The organism is Streptomyces malaysiensis subsp. malaysiensis (genome assembly GCF_040653035.1).
GTDB lineage: Bacteria > Actinomycetota > Actinomycetes > Streptomycetales > Streptomycetaceae > Streptomyces > Streptomyces malaysiensis.
Window position 1 is genome coordinate 210,063 of the sequence record NZ_JBEZNG010000009.1, and the last position, 17,870, is coordinate 227,932.

The window sequence follows — 17,870 nt, forward strand, 5'->3', positions numbered from 1 at the left end:
CTTGCGTGGAAGCAGGGCACTCCGTGCGTAGAAGCACACACTCCGGTCACTGGATCGGCCTGAGAGACTGACGGAGATGGACGAGACACCGATGCGCGCCCGTGCCGTGGTCGATCTGGCCGCCCTACGGGCCAACGTGAGGGCGCTGCGCGCCACGGCACCCACGGCCGAGCTGATGACCGTGGTGAAGTCGGACGCCTATGGCCACGGCATGATCCCGTGTGCGCGCGCCGCCCGTGAGGCGGGCGCGGGCTGGCTGGGCACGGCCACGCCCGAGGAGGCGTTCGCGCTGCGGGCGGCGGGGGACACGGGCCGAGTGATGTGCTGGCTGTGGACGCCCGGTGGCCCGTGGCGGGAGGCGATCGAGGCGGACATCGACGTGTCGGCCAGCGGGCTGTGGGCGCTGCGCGAGGCCGTCGCCGCGGCCCGCGCATGCGGCCGTACCGCACGGCTCCAGCTGAAGGCGGACACCGGGCTCGGCCGCAACGGCTGCCAGCCCGCCGACTGGCCGGCGCTGGTCGACGAGGCGCGCGCGGCCGAGGCGGAAGGGGCCATCCGGGTGACCGGGCTGTGGTCCCACTTCGCCTGCGCCGACGAGCCGGGCCATCCGTCCATCGCCGCCCAGCTGGCGGTCTTCCGCGAGCTGGTGGCGCACGCCGAACGGGCGGGGCTGCGGCCCGAGGTGCGCCACCTGGCCAACTCCCCGGCCACCCTGACCGTGCCCGAGTCCCACTTCGACCTGGTCCGGACCGGCATCGCCACCTACGGCATCTCCCCGAGCCCCGAACTCGGCACGGCCGCCGACTTCGGGCTGCGGCCGGTCATGACGCTCTCCGCCACGCTCGCCTCCGTCAAGCGGGTGCCGGGCGGACATGGCGTCTCCTACGGACACCGCTATGTGACCCCCGGCGAGACGACCCTCGCACTGGTGCCCGTCGGCTACGGGGACGGTATTCCGCGCCATGCCTCGGGCACCGGGCCGGTGCTGGTCGCGGGCAAGTGGCGGACCGTCGCTGGCACGGTCGCCATGGACCAGTTCGTGGTGGACCTGGGCGGCGACACGGCCGCCCCGGGGGACGAGGCGGTGCTGTTCGGCCCGGGGGACCGGGGCGAGCCGACCGCCGAGGACTGGGCGCGGGCCGTGGGCTCGATCGCCTATGAGATCGTGACCAGGATCTCGGCCCGGATCCCCCGCGTTTATGTAGGTGAGGACGGGGGCACAGGGAACTGACCATGGGCGACGAGAGCACGGCCGGCAGTACGGCAGAGATGGCGACACGAGTCGCGGCGGGGGCCACAGCCGTGAGCTGGCGACGGGGTGCCGGATTCGCGGGAGCCGCGATCGGCGTGCTCGCGGCGGGGGCGGCGGCGGGCGTCGCGCTCGAGCGGCTCACGGTCGGCCGCGGTGTACGGCGCAAGGCGCGGCTCGCGCTGGACGCCGAGGGGCCGTACGGCACGCTGCGCGGCACTCCGGGCACGGCGGTCGCCGAGGACGGCACCGAGATCTACTACGAGATCGAGGAGATGCGGGAGAACGCGGCCGCGCCCTCGCCGCGGCGCAAGCGGCGGTTCGGGCGCCGCGCCCCCACCCCCGTCACCATGATCTTCAGCCATGGCTACTGCCTCGCCCAGGACTCCTGGCACTTCCAGCGCTCCGCGCTGCGCGAGGTGGTCCGCACCGTCTACTGGGACCAGCGCTGCCACGGCCGCTCGTCGCGCGGCTGCGCCCAGGCGGACGGCGAGGCGATCAGCATCGACCAGCTCGGCCGTGACCTCAAGGCGGTGATCGACGCGGCCGCGCCCGAGGGGCCGCTGGTGCTCGTCGGCCACTCCATGGGCGGCATGACGATGATGGCGCTGGCCGCGCAGTACCCCGACCTGATCCGCGAGCGGGTCATCGCCGCGGCCTTCATCGGCACCTCGGCGGGCCGTCTCGGCGAGGTCAGCTTCGGCCTCCCGGTGGTCGGGGTGAACGCGGTACGGCGGGTGCTGCCGGGGCTGCTCAAGGCGCTGGGCTGGCAGGCCGACCTGGTCGAACGCGGCCGGCGGGCGACCGCGGACCTCTTCGCGGGGCTGATCAAGCGCTATTCGTTCGGCTCGAAGGACGTGGACCCGGGGGTCGCGCGATTCGCCGAGCGGCTGATCGAGGCCACGCCGATCGATGTGGTCGCGGAGTTCTACCCGGCGTTCATCGCCCACGACAAGGCGGCGGCCCTGCCGCACTTCGACGGGCTGCCGGTGCTGGTGCTCGCGGGCGACAAGGACCTCATCACGCCGATGGAGCACAGCGAGGCGATCGCGGAGCTGCTTCCGGCCGCTGAGCTGGTGATCCTCGAAGAGGCCGGACACCTGGTCATCCTCGAACACCCCGAGGTGGTCAACGGCCATCTGACCCAGCTGCTCATGCGAGCCGTGGACGGGATGGGCGACCGGGCGGGTCGGGGCATCACGGGCTGAGGACCGACTCCCGTCGGCGGCTCGGTCCGCGCTGCCGGTCCGGTGGTCACGGTGCGGGTCCGGCCGGTGGCCGTCTCCGGGGTGTGGTGGCCGTCTCCGGCGGTGTGGTGCGCGTGTCCGGTCTGCCTGCGGGGTGGTCTGGTGTCCGTGCGGTGGTCCGGTGTCTGTCCGGTGGTCCGGTGCATGCTCTCGGTGGCCTGGTGCCTGTGCCGGGCGGCTCGGTGTCCGGCGGCCCGGGGCCTGTTTGATCTGTCCAGGGGTCGGGCGCCTGTCCGGCGGTCCGGTGGCCGTGTCGGGTGACCGGTGCCAGCCCACCCGGTGAGCGGCGGCCCGGTGCCGGTCCGGCCGGTGTCCGCCCGGCGACCTGGTGGCTGCCCGGCTGGTGATCGCCCGCCGCCGGGCGCCCGGCCGCGTCGGCCAGTCGCCTCGCCGCCGCCTGGCTCGGGCGTTCGGGGCGGGCCGTACAGCGGTCCGCGGCGGGCTTTTCGGGCCCGTACCATCGGCGAGTATGGACGTAGGCACGCGCATCACCGTCACCTCTCCCGACCAGATGCGGGACCTGGGCCGCAGACTCGCCAAGCTGCTGCGCCCCGGCGATCTGGTGCTGCTCACCGGTGAACTCGGCGCGGGCAAGACGACCCTGACGCGGGGCCTGGGCGAGGGCCTCGGCGTCCGTGGCGCCGTCACCTCCCCCACCTTCGTGATCGCCCGCGTGCACCCCTCGCTGGGCGACGGCCCGCCGCTGGTCCATGCCGACGCCTACCGGCTGAACGGCGGCCTCGACGAGATGGAGGACCTGGACCTCGATGTCTCCCTGCCGGATTCGGTGGTGGCCGTGGAGTGGGGCGAGGGCAAGGTCGAGGGGCTGTCGGAGGACCGGCTGCATGTGGTGATCCAGCGGACGGTGGGCGGCGACACGGCGGTCACGGACACGATGGCCGCCGACGTGGACGACGTACGGGACGTGGTGGTGACGGGCGTGGGCCCCCGCTGGGCGGGGGAGGACCTGGCGTCGCTGGCGGGGTAGCGACGCCGGGGTGTCGATGCCGGGGTCGCGATGCCGCGGCGGTGACGCGGGTGGCGATGCCGCGGTGGTGACGGGGGTGGCGATGCCGCGGTGGTGACGCCGGGTGGCCACGCCTGCGGTGGTGACGCGGAGTAGCGGCCTCCCGTCGGCGACCCCCGTAATAGCGACGCCGGCGCAACGCCGCGCGTCGGCGACGCGGGCCCCGGCCCTGTACAGCGGCGCTGGTCGCACATCCCGTGCAGATGCCGGGTAGTTTCCGACAAGCCGTCGGTATGCTGTTGCATTCCGGGCATCACCCGTGGTCACATGGTGGGAGAAAGCGTGGGTTAGGTCTGCCTAACTCCGCTCGACTGCCCCAGGACCCTCAGGAGGCATCCATGTCGGCCCACGACTCCGTGGCCGGGCCCGGCGCCACGCGCGAGGACCGGTCACCGTCGATGTCGGAGCTCCTGGCGGCGTGTGCGGCGGCGAGCGCGGTCTCGACGCCGCCGCGGCCGACCGAGGAGGAGACCCTCGCGTCCGCCGAGGCGTCCACGACGGACGAGGCGGAGGACGAGGAGCGCGACGCGGCGTAGCCACACGCGGCGTAGCCATACGCCGCGTCAACCCACAAGGACCCAAGGCCCGAAGCGCTAAGGGACGACGACGACCTTCGTGTCCACCTGGGCGAACTCCCACATCGCCGCGCCGTCCGCCCGGCTCTCCCGGACGGCCCCGGTCCGCTTGCGCGCGTTCGGGTCCGGCATCGACCCGTCCACCGCCGCGCTGAAACCGAACACGACTCCCCCTTGCGAGTGGAAGACGACGACGTGCTCGACCTGCACTCCGTCCGATCCGACCCCGCCCTTGTTACGCGAGGTCACCGCGTAGGTCCCCGGGTCGGGGCTGGCCGGGCTGGGGCCCACCGCGAAGGTGTGGGTGGCCTTGCCGTCGGAGCCGACCAGCCAGACCCGCCTGTCGCCCACGGCGTAGACGACCCGTACGCCGGTGCCGGATCCGGCCGGGAGGGCGGTGGGCTTCTGCTTCGACTCCGTCTGGTCCTTGTCCTTCTTCTTGTGCTGGGCGGAGTGCGACCCGGGCCGCGCCTGGGTCGGATGGTCGGGCGCGGTCGCGGCGGCCTGGTAGCCGAGGAACCCGACGACGCCCAGCGCGGCGACGGTGAGTACGGCCACAGCAGGCCCGGTACTGCTCCTTGGCACGGTGGCTTCCCTCTCCTGCGGTCAGTACGTGCCGACGGCCCGTACACACTTACGGTGACGGTAGCACCGGCGCCCACCGCACCGCCGCGCTCCGGCCAACCGGTGGCCGAGCTGTTCCACCGTCGGTACGAAAGCCGGTGCGACACCCGCCACGAAAGCCGCCATGACACCCGCTACGAAAGCCGCTACGCCACCCGCTACGGAATTCGGCGCGAAGGAACGACCTCCCGGCGCGCCGTAGGCTGTCCTCGTGCTGTTGCTCGCTCTTGATACCGCCACCCCCGCCGTGACCGTCGCCCTGCACGACGGCTCCGCAGTGATCGCCGAGTCCTCCGAGGTGGACGCCAGGCGCCACGGCGAGCTGCTGCTGCCCGCCGTCCACCGGACGCTGAAAGAGGCGGGCACCGAGCTGGGCGCGGTGACGGAGATCGTCGTCGGTGCGGGTCCGGGCCCGTACACCGGACTGCGCGTCGGCCTGGTGACCGCGGCCACCTTCGGGGCGGCCCTCGGCGTGCCCGTCCACGGGCTGTGCACGCTGGACGGGATCGCGTACGCCGCCGGGCGGGCCGGTCTGGAGGGCCCCTTCGTCGTCGCCACGGACGCGCGGCGCAAGGAGGTCTACTGGGCGCGTTACGACGACGCCCGTACCCGTGCCACCGAGCCCGCCGTCGACCACCCCGCCGATCTCGCCGAGCGGATCGCGGGGCTGCCCGCGATCGGCGCGGGCGCGCTGCTCTACCCGGCGGCCTTCGCCGACGTACCGCCCGGGATGCCGGAGCATCAGTCGGCGGGCGCGCTCGCCTCGCTCGCCGCCGAGAAGCTGGCGCGGGGCGAGGAGCTGCCGCCGCCCCGGCCCCTGTATCTGCGCCGCCCCGACGCCAAGGTGCCCGCCAACTACAAGGTGGTCACGCCGAAGTGACCGGCACCGGCACGACCGTGACGCTGCGCGAGATGCGCTGGTGGGACCTGGACCGGGTGATGGAGCTCGAAGAGGAGCTGTTCCCCGAGGACGCCTGGTCGCGGGGGATGTTCTGGTCCGAACTCGCCCATGCCCGGGGCCGGGACGCCACCCGGCACTATGTGGTGGCGGAGAGCGGGCCCCGGCTGGTCGGCTACGCCGGGCTCGCCGTCTTCGACCGCACCGGCGACGTCCAGACCATCGCCGCCGCCCGCGACCACTGGGGCACCGGCCTCGGCGCCCGTATCCTCACCGACCTCCTTACGGCCGCCACCGCCTTCGAATGCCGTGAGGTGCTGCTGGAGGTGCGGGTCGACAACGCCCGCGCCCAGCGGCTGTACGAGCGCTTCGGCTTCGAGCCCATCGGCATACGCAAGGGCTACTACCAGCCCGGCAATGTGGACGCCCTGGTGATGCGGCTGGCCGACCCCGCGACGGCGAGCACCGCCACGACCGCGGACGCCGAGACCGGCGAATCCGCCACGGACCCGGTGCACCCCGCGGCCCCCGCGAACTCCGCGAGCCCCGCGTCCGCCACGAACACAGCGAATCCCGCGAACCCCGCGACCTCAGTACAAGGAACCGAGACCCATGGCTGACGAACCCCTCGTCCTCGGCATCGAGACCTCCTGCGACGAGACCGGTGTCGGCATCGTCCGCGGCCACACCCTCCTCGCCGACGCCGTCGCCTCCAGCGTGGACGAGCACGCCCGGTTCGGCGGTGTCGTCCCCGAGGTCGCCAGCCGTGCCCATCTGGAGGCGATGGTCCCCACGATCCAGCGTGCGCTGAAGGACGCCGGGGTCGCCGCCTCCGACCTCGACGGCATCGCCGTCACCGCGGGCCCCGGGCTCGCGGGCGCGCTGCTGGTCGGCGTCTCGGCCGCCAAGGCGTACGCCTACGCTCTCGGCAAGCCGCTCTACGGCGTCAACCACCTCGCCTCCCATATCTGCGTCGACCAGCTGGAACACGGTCCGCTGCCCGAGCCGACGATGGCGCTGCTGGTGAGCGGCGGCCACTCCTCGCTGCTCCTCGCGCCCGACATCACCGCCGACGTCCGCCCGCTCGGCTCGACCATCGACGACGCGGCGGGCGAGGCGTTCGACAAGATCGCCCGGGTGCTGAACCTGGGCTTTCCCGGCGGCCCCGTCATCGACCGCATCGCCCGCGAGGGCGACCCGGACGCGATCGCCTTCCCGCGCGGGCTGACCGGTCCCCGGGACGCCCCGTACGACTTCTCCTTCTCCGGGCTGAAGACCGCCGTCGCCCGCTGGATCGAGGCGAAGCGGGCGGCGGGCGAGGAGGTCCCGGTCGCGGATGTGTCGGCCTCCTTCCAGGAGGCGGTCGTGGACGTGCTGACCCGTAAGGCCGTCCGCGCCTGCAAGGACGAGGGCGTGGCGCATCTGATGATCGGCGGTGGCGTCGCCGCCAACTCCCGGCTGCGGGCCATGGCGGAACGCCGCTGCGAGGACGCGGGCATCACCCTGCGGGTGCCGCGGCCGAAGCTGTGCACGGACAACGGCGCGATGGTCGCGGCGCTCGGCGCGGAGATGGTGGCGCGGGGACGGTCCGCCTCGGCGTGGGAGCTGTCGGCGGACTCCTCGCTTCCGGTGACGGACCCGCACGTCCCGGCGCCCGCCGGGCACTCCCACGACCATGTGCACGAGCTGAGCCGGAAGAACCTGTACGCATGACCGTCGCGTTGATGTGGGAAGCCCGTGCCGTGGCCGGGAAGGGCGAGGAACTGCTGGCCTGGGTCACCCGTCAGCCACTCGACCCGGCCCCGCTGCGCCGCGAGACCTTCCGCGCGCCCGAGGACCGCGTCCTCGTCATCACCTGGTGGGACGGCGCCTACGACGCCGACGGGCTGCCGGAACTCCCCGAGCCGGGGGAGGAGCTGGCGCGGCGCGCGGTGCACCGCTGGCGCTTCGAGACGGTGGCGGACGAGGGCTGACCGCACTGGCGCCGGACGGCCCGCGGTGCGTCAGCGGGGTGACGGCGGGGTGACAGCGGTGCCGTCCGGCACGAGCGGCTCAGAGCCGTGTGGCCGTGCGGATCAGCCCGGCGAGGGCGACGGAGCGGCTGTGCGCGGGCCAGGCGATATGGGTGACGACGAGCGGCGCGTCGGTCAGGGGGACGGCGGTGTGCTCGGCCCATAGCCAGGCGCGGGCCGAGTCGGGGAAGACGGCCACGGTGCGTCCGAGGGCGATCAGCTGGGCCAGCTGCGTCTGGTCGTGGATCTCCGGACCCGGGCCGGGTGGGTATACGCCATGCCGGGACCAGCGGGCGAGCGGAAGATCGGGGATGTCGCTGACGTCCGCCAGGGACAGCGTCTTGTGCGCGGCGAGGGGGTGCCCGGCGGGCAGGATGGCGATCTGCCCCTCGGTCATCAGTTCCTCGCTGTCGAACCCGGCGAGGGAGTTGAACGGCGCGTGCATGAGCGCCACATCGGCGCGGCCGTCGCGCAGCATGTCCTCCTGCTCACATGTGCCGCTCGGCAGCACCTCGATCTCGGCGGCCTCGGGCTCGGCCGCGTAGGCGTCGAGGAGCTTGTGCAGCAGCTCGTGCGACGCGCCGGCCTTCACCGCCAGCACCAGGCGGTGGCGGGGGCCGCCCGGAGTGTCGGTACCACCGGCGCGACGGGTGCGGCGAGCGGCGGCGGTGGTCGCGTCGAGGGCCGCGCGGCCCTCGTGCAGCAGTACCTCTCCGGCGCCGGTCAGGGATACGCCGCGGCGGTTGCGCTTCAGCAGGGAGACGCCGAGGCGTCGCTCGAGCTGCTGGATCGCCCGGGACAGCGGTGGCTGCGCCATGCCGAGGCGCTCGGCGGCGCGGCCGAAGTGCAGCTCCTCGGCGACGGCCATGAAGTACCTCAGCTCGCGGGTCTCCAGGGTGTCCATGGCCACAGCGTAACCCAGTGATACCTAGCGGGTATGACAGCGCACCGTATCGGTGTTGGCGGCACCGCTTGTCCGCGAGCGAACATCGACGGCATGAGCGAAACGAAGAATGCGCTGGTGACCGGCGCGAACAAGGGGAACCGTGAACGAACGGCGAACCAAGTGGCACATAACTCTCTGTAGTGACCGGCTCGGCAGCAGGAAGGACACCGACATGAACACACCCTCCACGTCACTGCCCGGCGGCACCTGGACCCTGGGCGATCTGACCGTCCCCCGTTTCGGCTACGGCGCCATGCAGCTCGCCGGCCCCGGGGTCATAGGCCCGCCCGCCGACCACGACGGCGCGCTGGCCGTCCTGCGCGAGGCGGCAGCTCTTGGGATCACCCATATCGACACCGCCGGTGCGTATGGACCACGCGTCACCAACCAGCTGATCCGGGAAGCGCTGCACCCCTATCCCGAATCGCTGCACATCGTGACCAAGGTCGGCGCGGTCCGCGATCAGCAGGGCGGCTGGCCCCCTGCCCGGCGGCCCGAGGAGCTGCGCCGCGCCGTCCACGAGAATCTCGAGGACCTCGGTCTCGACTCGCTCGACGTGGTCAACCTCCGGCTCGGCGACGCTCAGGGCCCCCGGTCCGGCTCGCTCGCCGAGCCCTTCGAGACCCTCGTCGAACTCCAGCGGCAGGGGCTGATCCGGCACCTCGGAGTCAGCAACGCGACGGCGGAACAGGTCGCCGAGGCGCGGGCGATCGCGCCGATCGTCTGTGTACAGAACATGTACAACCTCGCCCACCGCCAGGACGACGAGCTGATCGACGATCTCGCCGACAAGGGCATCGCCTACGTGCCCTTCTTCCCGCTCGGCGGCTTCACCCCGCTCCAGTCCACGGCGCTTTCCGCCGCGGCCACCCGGCTGGACGCGACGCCGATGTCGGTCGCGCTGGCCTGGCTGCTGCGGCGGTCGCCGAACATCCTGCTCATTCCCGGCACCTCGTCGGTGGCGCATCTGCGCGAGAACGTCGCCGGCGCGGGACTCTCGCTCTCCGACGAGGAACTCGCCGAGTTGGACAAGATCGGCCACTAGCGGAACGCGGCCCCGGCCTTCGGCCTTCCTCAGCCCCCGAGATCCCCGGTTCCTCAGCCCCCGAGATCGGCGAGATGCCGGGAGACCGGCCCCAGGGTGAGCAGCCCGCTGCCCGCCCCGGCCAGCTCCGCCGCGGCAGGGGCCAGCGCGGTGCGGGCGCGGGCCATCGTCTCCCGGTCGCCGAGGGCGATGGCCGCGCGCCCGGTGAGACACCACAGGGCCTCCAGCAGCAGATCGCGGGGCGGCTCGGGGACCGTGCGGAGGGCGGCCGCGGCCTCGGCGCGGCGGTCCCGGGCCAGCAGCACCAGCGGGCGGGCCCAGGGCGCGTACGGGCCCCAGTCGAGCTCCGGGTCGGTCGGGGCGGGCCGCCCCCGCCCCACGCGCAGACAGAGCAGCGCGAGCGGCAGCAGACCGCGCTCAAGGCCGGGCATCCCGGCGCCGTCCAGCCGTGTGGCCGCGTCCCGGTAGGCCGCCTCGGCCTCGTCCGCCCGCCCCGTCGCGGCCAGCCGCAGGGCCCGGTACCACTCGGTGAACACCTTCACCAGCGGCCGCTCATGGCGCTCACCCAGACGTTCGGCGGCGGCCGCGTGCCGGTCGGCCGACGCGAAGTCCGCGAGCGCGCTGCGGGCCTGGAGCCGGATCAGATGGCCGAGCACCTCGAAGGCGACCAGGCCGTGCCGCGCCGACAGGGCGATCAGCTCGGCCCCGGTCGCGTCCCGGCGCGGCGCCAGCCCCGCGCGGTCGAAGCTCTGCATGAAGACGCCGTTGAGCGCGAACGCCAGCAACGCGGGATCGTCCAGCCGCCGGGCGATCTCCTCGGCCTGCCGGGCGGCCTGGCGGCCCCGCCCGGAGTGACCACCACGCGACTCGACGGCGACCGTCGCCAACAGCCGCGCCCGGATCGCGTCATGACGCGTGGCCGCTTCACCCGCTGTCCCGCGCCCGGACGTGCTGTGGCCGGGCGCGCCACGGCCGTCACCCCCGGGAGCGGAGCTCCCGCGCCCGACGGCCTCGCGCCCGGAGGCCCACCGACCGGTTGCCTCGGGCTCCGACGTCCCGGGGTCGGGCGTTCTGTGGCCGGTTGGCTTGTGGTCCGGAGCCGTGTGATCGGGTTCCCTGTGATGGGGTGCCTCGTGGCCGGGGGCCTCGTGGTCGGTGGACTCCTGGTCGGGGGTCTGGCCGCTGGGCTCACCGTGGTCAGGGGGCTCGACGCCGGGGAGCCCGTCATCGGGTGCGCCGGGACCGGCCGCGAGTGCGGCCAGGGTGCGTTCCGCCGCGGCCACGATCGTCGCTGCCTGTTCCGGGTCGTCCAGGCGGGTCCAGATCGCTGGGACGTCGTAGGCGCCGATCACTCGGGCGGTGAGTTCCGGGTCGCCGAGTTCTTCCGCCGCCGCGACGGCCGCCACGCGCTGTCGGCGGGCCGTGAGCAGGCCGCCGCCCCCGGTCATCGACAGGTCGCGCAGGAGGCCGACCGTGGACTCCAGGCGGGTTCGGGCGCCGGAGGCCACCGTGCGGTCGTAGGCGGCGGCCGCGTCCGCCCAGACCTGGGCCGCGCCGCCGCCCCGCGCCGTGGCGGGGGCGAGGTGGGGCGCCTGGGCGAGGATGTCCGACTCCAGGCGGCGCAGTTCGGGGCCCGGGTCCAGGCCCAGCTGTTCGACCAGCAGCGTCCGGGCCCGGCGCAGCACCGCGAGCGCGTCGCCCTGGCGGCCGGTGCGGTACAGCGCGAGGGCCAGCGCCCGCCACGCGCCCTCACGCCAGGGGTGCTCGGCCAGATGTGCCTCCAGGTCCGGTACCGCCTCGGCGGCCCGGCCCAGCGCCAGCCGGGCCTCCGCCTGCCGTTCAACGGCGTGCAGCCGCAGCTCCGCAAGACGGGAGCGCTCGCCCCGGGCCCAGCCCTCGTCGGCGAACTCCGCGTACGCGGGTCCGCGCCACCGGCCCAGCGCCTCCTCCAGCCGGGGCAGCGCGCCGTCCGGCGGCAGGGTCGCGGCGGCGGCCACGTCCTGTTCGAAGCGCCAGGCGTCCACCGCGTCCGCGTCGGCGCGCAGCGCGTACCCGGGGCCCTCGGTGACCAGCAGCCGGGCCGGGGCGCGCGGCGGGCGGTCCGGCTCCAGCGCACGGCGCAGCGCGGCCACGAACGTACGCACCGCGCCCACGGCCCCGGGCGGCGGCGCCGTCCACAGGTCCTCGACCAGCCGGGATACGGGTACGACCCGGCGGCGGGCGACGATCAGCCGGGCCAGCACCGCGCGGTGCCGCGGCCCCTTCAGCGCGATCGCGCGCCCGTCGGCGTCCGTGTCCCAGGCCACCACCGGCCCCAGCACCCCGAAACCGACCCGCATGCGGTCACGGTAGCGCGCTGACCGGTTGCTCATCCGCACCCGGCAGGCTGACCCGCACCTGGTCATCCACATCATCCGGTCAAAAAGAAAACGCAACGCACCCTCTACAGAAAGCGCGCGCACCATGGCCCCCGTCATCCCCGGCTTCGACTACCGGCGCGTCCCCGTCGCCGACGGCGTATCCCTGAACGCGGCCGTCGCGGGCTCCGGCAGCCCCCTCGTGCTGCTGCACGGCTTCCCGCAGACCCACCTGATGTGGCGGCATGTCGCCGCCGACCTCGCGGCCGATCACACCGTGATCTGCCCCGACCTGCGCGGCTACGGCGCCAGCGACAAACCGGCCGCCGACGCCGACCCCGCCGCCTACGCCAAGCGCACCATGGCCGCCGATATCGTCGCCCTGGCCCGCGCCCTCGGCCATGACCGCTTCGCCCTGGCCGGGCATGACCGTGGCGCCCTGGTCGCCTTCCGGGCGGGCCTGGACCACCCCGCGGCGATCACCCATCTGGCCTGCCTGGACGTGCTGCCGACGCTCGACATGTGGGACGTGCTGCACGGCACCACCGGCGCTGTCGGCTTCCACCTCTATCTGATGGCCCAGCCCCCGGGGCTGCCCGAGCGGATGATCAGCGCCTGCCCCGACGACTTCTTCGGCCACTTCCTCGACCTGTGGACGGGCGATCCGCGGGCCATCCCCGCCGATGTCCGCGCCGCCTATCTGGACGCCTGCCGCGCCGCGGTGCCGTCGATCGTGGCCGACTACCGCGCCTCCGCGGGTGTCGACGTCGACCACGACCGGGCCGACCGGGACGGTGGGCGCCGGCTGACGATGCCGGTCACGGTGGTCCAGCAGGACTGGGGTGCGGCCCTCGGCTATGACGCGGCGGCGGTGTGGCGCGTCTGGGCCGACGACCTGGAGCACGCCACCGTCGGCTACGGCCACTTCATGGCCGAGGAGGCACCCGCCGACATCGCCAAGACGCTGCGGGAGCTGCTCGCCCGGTAGCGGACCTGCTGGACGGCCCCGTAGCGGACTCCCCCGTAGCGGATCCCGTAGCGGACTCCCCCGTGGCGGAGTCCCCCGGAGTCACCCCGTCCGGGCGGCGTAGTGCTCGGCGATCTCGTCGCTGGTCGTGACCCACACCCCGGGGTGGTTCACGACGTACTCCAGCGCCTCGTCCACGTACCGGTGCCGGAACGGCTGGTTGATCACGAACGGATGCAGCACCAGCGACATCACCCGGCCACTGGTGGCCGCGTCGGCGTGGAGCTGGTCCAGCTGGTCCTTGACGATCCGGACGAAGTCCGGCCCGCTGAGGCTCTTGCCGACGAACAGCTGGATGTCGTTGACCTCGATCGAGTACGGCACGCTCAGCATGCCCGGCACGTTCAGCCGGTACGGCTGGTCGTCGTTGGCCCAGTCCAGTACGTACCGCAGCCCCAGCTCGGCCAGGAGCTCCGGGGTGCGGAAGGTCTCGGTCAGGGCCGGTCCCAGCCAGCCGCGCGGCCGGCGGCCGGTGGCCTTCTCGATGGTGCCGATCACCTCGGTGAGGTAGGCGCGCTCCTCCTCGGGCGTCATGTCCGCCTGGAGGATGGAGTTGTTCCTGCCGTGCGCCGCCCACACCCAGTTCCGCTCCCGCCCGGCCCGGATGATCTGGGGGTAGCGCTCGGCGACATCGGAGTTGAGCATCACGCTCGCCCGCACCCGGTGCCGGTCCAGGCTCTCGATCAGCCGCCAGATCCCGACCCGGGGCCCGTAGTCCCGCCATCCGTAGTTCAGCGGATCGGGGGCCAGTGCCTTGGTGTCGGGGAAGATGCTGGTCGAGGGGCGGTCGACCTGGTAGTGCTCGACGTTCAGCCCGACGTAGAAGGCCACCCGGGCGCCGTCGGGCCAGTGGATCGGCTCGCGTTCGACGATGGGGCTGTAGTCGAAGAGCTGGTTGTCCATCAGGGCTCACCTCATAGGTGCGGCGGTTCGGTTCGCTCGATGGGCATCGTGAAACCTTCACATAAGTGAGAAGGTCAAGTGGTCTGTCCGCATGAGCTGAGAGACTGCCTCGGCGTACACCGCTGTGTGCTGCGTGTGACACAAGCGCCACGAGCGACACAAGCGCTACGAGTGCCCTGAGGAAAGGACGCCATGACGCCGCCCATCGAGCTTCCGCCACTGCCGCCCGGCCCGGACGAGCGGCCGTGGAAGGACCGCGCCGGGCTGCTCGACGAGCGGGCGCGGGCGATGGGGACGCTGGCGCGGTGGTATCTGGCGCCGCATCGGGCGCTGCTGCTGTGGCTGTCCACGCTGATCTTCGCGCTGGGCTGGAGCCTCGCGGTCTCGGGGTTCCAGTTCCTGGTGAAGGGAGAGATCGTCGAGCACATCCTGGGCGTGATCTTCCTCGGTCTCGCCCTGGGCGCCACGGTTCCGTCCAGCCTGGGGGTGGCGTCCGGCATCCGGCGCGATGTCTTCGTGGGCGCGTGCCTCCGCGACTGGGCGGAGCTGGAGCGCGATCCTCAGACGCTGCCGCACTGGCGCGTCTCCGGCGGCGCGCTCCTCTGGCTGGGCCCGTCCATCGTGCTGGCCTGCCTGGGGCTGGCGCTGGGCGGGTTCGCCTTCTTCTCGGACATCAGCACGGAGAGCTTCGGGACCGTCGCCGGTATCGGCATCGTGTTCGCGGCGGCCGGGGCGCTCGGCATGGCCAAGGCGATCGACTACTACCGCCTCGTGAGGCGCGAACTCCGCCCCCACACCGGCGGTCCGGACGCCGACGGTCCGGATACCCGAGGTCCGGACACCGACGATCCGGACCCCCGTAGTCCGGATCCCCGCAGTCCGGACCTCGGCTACGACGGCAGCTTCTGGAGCGACTGAAAGCGGCTCCGCAGCTCCTCGTACCGCTCCCCGGGGCTCTCCCCGCGCTGCTTGGCCGCCTCCTCGATACGGGTCAGCAGCTGCCTGACCCGCACGGCGCCCGCATAGGCGTCGCGCTCCAGCTTCTTGTACGCGGCGACGGCGGGCCCCTTGTGATCGTCGGGGTCCATCGACTGCCTCAGATGGCCGAGACGCTCGATCTGTTCCTCGAGGTAACTGAGCATCTCCTCAAGGTCCTTGATGAGATCCGACAGATCCTGGTCCGATATGGACAGCTTGTCATTACTCATGGTGCATCCGTCCCTGCCACCCTCCAATCGGCCCATCAGCGGGATGATCGTGCCATGACCGGGGCCGTTGTGGAGAGTCACCCGGAGTATCTCCTGTGCGGTCAGTCCGGAAGGACCGTTCCCGGGGGGAGTTCGATGCCGAAGTCGGCGGCGAGAACGCGCAGCACCTCGCCGTTGTCCGCGAGTTGGCGCTCCTTACGGGTGCCGTCGGAACCGGTCTCGACAAGGGTCCGCCCGGACAGGTGGAGATGGCGGTCGAGGGTGGTGCGCTGGGCGTAGAGGGCGTTGTGGAAGGGCGAGCGCGGGTTGGTGGCGACGTACCAGTTGGCGACCCGGTAGTCGGACGCGTCGTGGGGCTCCAGGGTGAAGGCGTACTGGTCCTCCCAGGAGCCGTCGAGGAACGCCTGGAGCACCCACAGGTCCTCCGGCCCGCCGGGGTGCGGCTCGCGGACGTAGCGATGGCGGCGGGTGCCGTCGTGGAACTCGGTCCCGGCCACGAGCGGCACGGCCTCCAGCAGACTGCCGATGCTGCCGAAGCCCACATCGGCCGCGTAACGCCGCTCCTCGCCCGGGACCTCGACCAGCGTCAGCGTATGCGTACGCGGTCGGACCGTCCCCGGGGCCGCCCCGACCCGGACGCGGGCGGCGAGGCCGGTGACGCCGAAGCCGAGGGCGGTGAGGGCGGCGGACAGCAGCCCGTTGTGCTCGAAGCAGTAACCACCGCGCCGGTCGCGGACCAGCTTGGCCTCGAGGTCGGGGAGGGCGAGGGAGGGGGCCGAGCCGAGCAGGGGCTCGAGGTTCTCGAACGGGATGGAGGTGAGGTGCGCCAGATGCACCGCCCGCAATGTCTCCACGGTGGGGGCGGGCGGCCGGTCGCCCGTCCAGCCGATACGGGTCAGATAGGCGTCGAGATCGATACGGACCGGTTCCATACCGCCGACCGTAGCGCCGAAACGCTGACCCCGGCCTCCGCTCATGGTGGGGCCCCATATGGTCCTTGGGACGTAGGGCTTTTACGCCTCCGGCACCGCCGCGAGGTGATCGAGCTCGCCCGCCTTGATGGACCGCAGCAGGGAGCCCAGCTTCGCCGGGGTGGTGGTGAGGACGATACGAGGGTCGTCGCTCTCGCGCAGGGCGACGGCCCGGCCCATGAAGGCGAGTTCTATGCAGGCGTTTCCGTCCCCGGCGCCGGAGTAGGACGACTTGCGCCAGTTGGCCTCGGACATTCGTTCGCCCTCACATCTGTTGAACGGTCTTGCGGATGAAGTCACGTGACTCCTTCTCAGGCAACGCCAGCTCTTCGGTCCGGTCCAGGACCGCTCGGTAGTTCATGAGTTGGGACCGCGCGTCCAGGAAGACGGGGCCGTGGGCGGTGTCGAACTGTGCGGTGTCCAGCTGGGGCACCGCTCCGAGGGCGTAGGTGACCGAGAGTCCGGGCACATGGAACCCTCCGGCCTCGAAGGTCAGTACACGCACGGTGACGCTCTTCCGTTCGGCGGACTCCAGTAGATTGTCCAGCTGCGCGCGCAGGACGCGCGCCGGTCCGAACCGCATGCGCAGCGCCGCCTCATGGATGACGAAGGTGCACTGCGGCGGATCGTCCCGGTCCAGGATGTCGCGGCGCTTCATGCGGTGGGAGAGCCTGCGCCTGAGGTCCGTGTCGGACCACTGCGGCACGGTGTAGCCGAGCACCGCCCGCGCGTACTCCTCCGTCTGCAACAGGCCGGGCATATGCATGATTTCGAGCACACGCAGGCTGGAGGCGTAGTACTCCAACTCGGCGAGATCGAGTCCGCCGGTGGCGATATGGCCCCGGTACTCCTCCCACCAACCGCCCTTGCGCTCCCGGGTCATGGCGACGAGTGCCTCGACGTACGCGCTGTCGGGGCAGGCGTAGATGGCGGCGAGGGCCCGGACCCGCTCCTCGCTCACGCCGAAGCGGGCGAGCTCCAGGTTGGTGATGTGGGTCCGGTTGATGCCCAGCCGGTCAGCGGCCTCCTGGATGCTGAGACCCGCGCCTTCGCGCATCCTCCTGAGTTCTGTGCCGAGCCGGACTTGACGCGCGGTCGGGACGCTCCTGGGTGGCATGGCCCTCCGTAACCCTCAAGGAGTAATTGTCGGGGAAATTCAACGGGACCGTAGCAGTTGTTTGTATCGTTGCTCTACCGTAGGTGCCGTTGCCGCTACCGCGCGTTGATCGCCGTAACGGTACGCGTGCTGTCGGCCCCTTCGCAGGGAGTTGCCCCATGGATTCCGATCACGAGTCCGACGACCGTCCCCCACGTCGCCCGCCCTCCCCTTCCAAGGACCCGTACGTCTACACCCTTCAGAGCAGCCGCCACGCGTCCTCCGCCAAGGTGTGCCGGGACTTTGTGGCCTGCGTTTTGAACTCCGTGGGGCAGTGGGAGCTGGCCGACACGGCGGCGCTGTGCACCTCGGAGCTGGCCACCAACGCCTTTCTGCACGCCGAGGGCGACTCCGTGATGCTGCGCGTGGTGATCGAGCCTCCCCGCTTCCGGGTCCTGCTCTACGACGCCTCGGCCGAACTCCCCGCCGCCGTCAGTCTCCCCGAGGGCGATCGGCTGCGCGGCCGCGGCCTCGGACTGGTGGCGGCCCTGACCGACGCGTGGGGGACCGCGGAGGGGGACGCGACCGGGCTGTACGCGAAGGGGGTCTGGTTCGAGCTCGCGGGCAAGGAGGAGGACGCGGGCTAGCCCCGGCGTTTCACGGTGTGACGGCTTCCCGAACCGCT

20 protein-coding genes are annotated in these 17,870 nt (G+C 72.5%); 12 read left to right on the forward strand and 8 right to left on the reverse strand.

All coding sequences use genetic code 11. The annotated features are described in order from the left end of the window. Nucleotides 1–76: 76 nt before the first annotated feature. From alr to AB0E24_RS20690, 4 genes are all read left to right on the forward strand, one after another. Nucleotides 77–1,231: an alanine racemase gene (alr, locus tag AB0E24_RS20675; RefSeq protein WP_100806523.1), complete on the forward strand. Its 1,155-nt coding sequence runs from the start codon at nucleotides 77–79 to the stop codon at nucleotides 1,229–1,231. A 2-nt stretch (nucleotides 1,232–1,233) separates the two neighbouring features. Continuing rightward, on the forward strand, nucleotides 1,234–2,457 hold the full coding sequence (locus AB0E24_RS20680) for an alpha/beta fold hydrolase (protein WP_069865163.1): 1,224 nt from the start codon (nucleotides 1,234–1,236) through the stop codon (nucleotides 2,455–2,457). Between the two features lie 508 nt (nucleotides 2,458–2,965). Next, complete coding sequence (gene tsaE, locus AB0E24_RS20685) at nucleotides 2,966–3,484, forward strand: tRNA (adenosine(37)-N6)-threonylcarbamoyltransferase complex ATPase subunit type 1 TsaE (RefSeq protein WP_069865161.1); 519 nt, start codon at nucleotides 2,966–2,968, stop codon at nucleotides 3,482–3,484. Between the two features lie 377 nt (nucleotides 3,485–3,861). After that, nucleotides 3,862–4,059: a hypothetical protein gene (locus AB0E24_RS20690; protein WP_359378754.1), complete on the forward strand. Its 198-nt coding sequence runs from the start codon at nucleotides 3,862–3,864 to the stop codon at nucleotides 4,057–4,059. A gap of 57 nt (nucleotides 4,060–4,116) precedes the next feature. Here the strand turns inward: AB0E24_RS20690 and AB0E24_RS20695 are convergent, their stop codons facing one another. Beyond that, entirely contained in the window at nucleotides 4,117–4,683 is a 567-nt protein-coding gene (locus tag AB0E24_RS20695) for a hypothetical protein (RefSeq protein ID WP_069865157.1), read from the reverse strand. Between the two features lie 250 nt (nucleotides 4,684–4,933). Between AB0E24_RS20695 and tsaB the strand changes: the two genes are divergently transcribed. The 4 genes from tsaB to AB0E24_RS20715 are packed head-to-tail and all read left to right on the forward strand — an operon-like array spanning nucleotide 4,934 to nucleotide 7,593. Next, on the forward strand, nucleotides 4,934–5,602 hold the full coding sequence (gene tsaB, locus AB0E24_RS20700; RefSeq protein WP_079258587.1) for a tRNA (adenosine(37)-N6)-threonylcarbamoyltransferase complex dimerization subunit type 1 TsaB: 669 nt from the start codon (nucleotides 4,934–4,936) through the stop codon (nucleotides 5,600–5,602). A 32-nt stretch (nucleotides 5,603–5,634) separates the two neighbouring features. Continuing rightward, a complete protein-coding gene (gene rimI / locus AB0E24_RS20705) occupies nucleotides 5,635–6,240 on the forward strand; it encodes a ribosomal protein S18-alanine N-acetyltransferase (RefSeq protein WP_359378919.1) in 606 nt (201 codons plus the stop codon). After that, on the forward strand, nucleotides 6,233–7,333 hold the full coding sequence (gene tsaD / locus AB0E24_RS20710) for a tRNA (adenosine(37)-N6)-threonylcarbamoyltransferase complex transferase subunit TsaD (protein ID WP_100806519.1): 1,101 nt from the start codon (nucleotides 6,233–6,235) through the stop codon (nucleotides 7,331–7,333). Before rimI ends, tsaD begins: the two co-directional genes overlap by 8 nt. After that, complete coding sequence (locus tag AB0E24_RS20715; protein ID WP_359378759.1) at nucleotides 7,330–7,593, forward strand: hypothetical protein; 264 nt, start codon at nucleotides 7,330–7,332, stop codon at nucleotides 7,591–7,593. Before tsaD ends, AB0E24_RS20715 begins: the two co-directional genes overlap by 4 nt. A gap of 79 nt (nucleotides 7,594–7,672) precedes the next feature. On the opposite strand, the gene AB0E24_RS20720 is transcribed toward AB0E24_RS20715, so the two are convergent. Continuing rightward, entirely contained in the window at nucleotides 7,673–8,536 is an 864-nt protein-coding gene (locus AB0E24_RS20720; RefSeq protein WP_102937975.1) for a LysR family transcriptional regulator, read from the reverse strand. Between the two features lie 214 nt (nucleotides 8,537–8,750). Between AB0E24_RS20720 and AB0E24_RS20725 the strand changes: the two genes are divergently transcribed. Beyond that, nucleotides 8,751–9,623, forward strand: a complete 873-nt coding sequence (locus AB0E24_RS20725; RefSeq protein WP_359378762.1) for an aldo/keto reductase family oxidoreductase — start codon at nucleotides 8,751–8,753, stop codon at nucleotides 9,621–9,623. Between the two features lie 53 nt (nucleotides 9,624–9,676). Here AB0E24_RS20725 and AB0E24_RS20730 read toward each other — a convergent pair whose 3' ends face one another. After that, on the reverse strand, nucleotides 9,677–11,962 hold the full coding sequence (locus AB0E24_RS20730) for an AfsR/SARP family transcriptional regulator (RefSeq protein ID WP_359378764.1): 2,286 nt from the start codon (nucleotides 11,960–11,962) through the stop codon (nucleotides 9,677–9,679). 124 nt (nucleotides 11,963–12,086) lie between these two features. Here AB0E24_RS20730 and AB0E24_RS20735 point away from each other — a divergent pair, with 124 nt between their 5' ends. Beyond that, nucleotides 12,087–12,968, forward strand: coding sequence for an alpha/beta fold hydrolase (locus AB0E24_RS20735; protein WP_079258593.1), 882 nt, complete (start codon nucleotides 12,087–12,089; stop codon nucleotides 12,966–12,968). An 81-nt stretch (nucleotides 12,969–13,049) separates the two neighbouring features. Here the strand turns inward: AB0E24_RS20735 and AB0E24_RS20740 are convergent, their stop codons facing one another. Beyond that, nucleotides 13,050–13,910, reverse strand: a complete 861-nt coding sequence (locus tag AB0E24_RS20740; protein WP_359378767.1) for a polysaccharide deacetylase family protein — start codon at nucleotides 13,908–13,910, stop codon at nucleotides 13,050–13,052. A gap of 192 nt (nucleotides 13,911–14,102) precedes the next feature. On the opposite strand from AB0E24_RS20740, the gene AB0E24_RS20745 reads away from it, so the two are divergent. Continuing rightward, nucleotides 14,103–14,828, forward strand: a complete 726-nt coding sequence (locus AB0E24_RS20745) for a hypothetical protein (RefSeq protein ID WP_206333061.1) — start codon at nucleotides 14,103–14,105, stop codon at nucleotides 14,826–14,828. Here the strand turns inward: AB0E24_RS20745 and AB0E24_RS20750 are convergent. The 4 genes from AB0E24_RS20750 to AB0E24_RS20765 form a co-directional block, all read right to left on the reverse strand. Next, the gene (locus tag AB0E24_RS20750) at nucleotides 14,801–15,118 is read right to left on the reverse strand and encodes a hypothetical protein (RefSeq protein WP_069865631.1); all 318 of its coding nucleotides are present in this window, start codon (nucleotides 15,116–15,118) and stop codon (nucleotides 14,801–14,803) included. The two genes, AB0E24_RS20745 and AB0E24_RS20750, sit on opposite strands and share 28 nt — an antisense overlap. Before the next feature lie 101 nt (nucleotides 15,119–15,219). Next, entirely contained in the window at nucleotides 15,220–16,050 is an 831-nt protein-coding gene (locus AB0E24_RS20755) for an arylamine N-acetyltransferase family protein (RefSeq protein ID WP_359378771.1), read from the reverse strand. 81 nt (nucleotides 16,051–16,131) lie between these two features. Beyond that, nucleotides 16,132–16,344: a DUF397 domain-containing protein gene (locus tag AB0E24_RS20760; protein ID WP_069865135.1), complete on the reverse strand. Its 213-nt coding sequence runs from the start codon at nucleotides 16,342–16,344 to the stop codon at nucleotides 16,132–16,134. Nucleotides 16,345–16,354: 10 nt separating this feature from the next. Further along, nucleotides 16,355–17,206, reverse strand: coding sequence for a helix-turn-helix domain-containing protein (locus AB0E24_RS20765; RefSeq protein WP_069865133.1), 852 nt, complete (start codon nucleotides 17,204–17,206; stop codon nucleotides 16,355–16,357). Nucleotides 17,207–17,364: 158 nt separating this feature from the next. Here AB0E24_RS20765 and AB0E24_RS20770 point away from each other — a divergent pair, with 158 nt between their 5' ends. Continuing rightward, nucleotides 17,365–17,832, forward strand: a complete 468-nt coding sequence (locus AB0E24_RS20770; protein ID WP_069865131.1) for an ATP-binding protein — start codon at nucleotides 17,365–17,367, stop codon at nucleotides 17,830–17,832. Nucleotides 17,833–17,870 lie beyond the last annotated feature (38 nt).

Coding starts and splice junctions, on each gene's coding strand:
- tsaD (WP_100806519.1), top strand. CDS start 6,233: ATGGCTGACGAACCCCTCGTCCTCGGCATCGAGACCTCCTGCGACGAG.
- AB0E24_RS20725 (WP_359378762.1), top strand. CDS start 8,751: ATGAACACACCCTCCACGTCACTGCCCGGCGGCACCTGGACCCTGGGC.
- AB0E24_RS20720 (WP_102937975.1), bottom strand. CDS start 8,536: ATGGACACCCTGGAGACCCGCGAGCTGAGGTACTTCATGGCCGTCGCC.
- AB0E24_RS20770 (WP_069865131.1), top strand. CDS start 17,365: ATGGATTCCGATCACGAGTCCGACGACCGTCCCCCACGTCGCCCGCCC.
- AB0E24_RS20680 (WP_069865163.1), top strand. CDS start 1,234: ATGGGCGACGAGAGCACGGCCGGCAGTACGGCAGAGATGGCGACACGA.
- AB0E24_RS20760 (WP_069865135.1), bottom strand. CDS start 16,344: ATGTCCGAGGCCAACTGGCGCAAGTCGTCCTACTCCGGCGCCGGGGAC.
- AB0E24_RS20745 (WP_206333061.1), top strand. CDS start 14,103: ATGACGCCGCCCATCGAGCTTCCGCCACTGCCGCCCGGCCCGGACGAG.
- alr (WP_100806523.1), top strand. CDS start 77: ATGGACGAGACACCGATGCGCGCCCGTGCCGTGGTCGATCTGGCCGCC.
- AB0E24_RS20735 (WP_079258593.1), top strand. CDS start 12,087: ATGGCCCCCGTCATCCCCGGCTTCGACTACCGGCGCGTCCCCGTCGCC.
- AB0E24_RS20690 (WP_359378754.1), top strand. CDS start 3,862: ATGTCGGCCCACGACTCCGTGGCCGGGCCCGGCGCCACGCGCGAGGAC.
- rimI (WP_359378919.1), top strand. CDS start 5,635: ATGCGCTGGTGGGACCTGGACCGGGTGATGGAGCTCGAAGAGGAGCTG.
- AB0E24_RS20755 (WP_359378771.1), bottom strand. CDS start 16,050: ATGGAACCGGTCCGTATCGATCTCGACGCCTATCTGACCCGTATCGGC.
- AB0E24_RS20740 (WP_359378767.1), bottom strand. CDS start 13,910: ATGGACAACCAGCTCTTCGACTACAGCCCCATCGTCGAACGCGAGCCG.
- AB0E24_RS20750 (WP_069865631.1), bottom strand. CDS start 15,118: ATGAGTAATGACAAGCTGTCCATATCGGACCAGGATCTGTCGGATCTC.
- AB0E24_RS20715 (WP_359378759.1), top strand. CDS start 7,330: ATGACCGTCGCGTTGATGTGGGAAGCCCGTGCCGTGGCCGGGAAGGGC.
- AB0E24_RS20765 (WP_069865133.1), bottom strand. CDS start 17,206: ATGCCACCCAGGAGCGTCCCGACCGCGCGTCAAGTCCGGCTCGGCACA.
- tsaE (WP_069865161.1), top strand. CDS start 2,966: ATGGACGTAGGCACGCGCATCACCGTCACCTCTCCCGACCAGATGCGG.
- AB0E24_RS20730 (WP_359378764.1), bottom strand. CDS start 11,962: ATGCGGGTCGGTTTCGGGGTGCTGGGGCCGGTGGTGGCCTGGGACACG.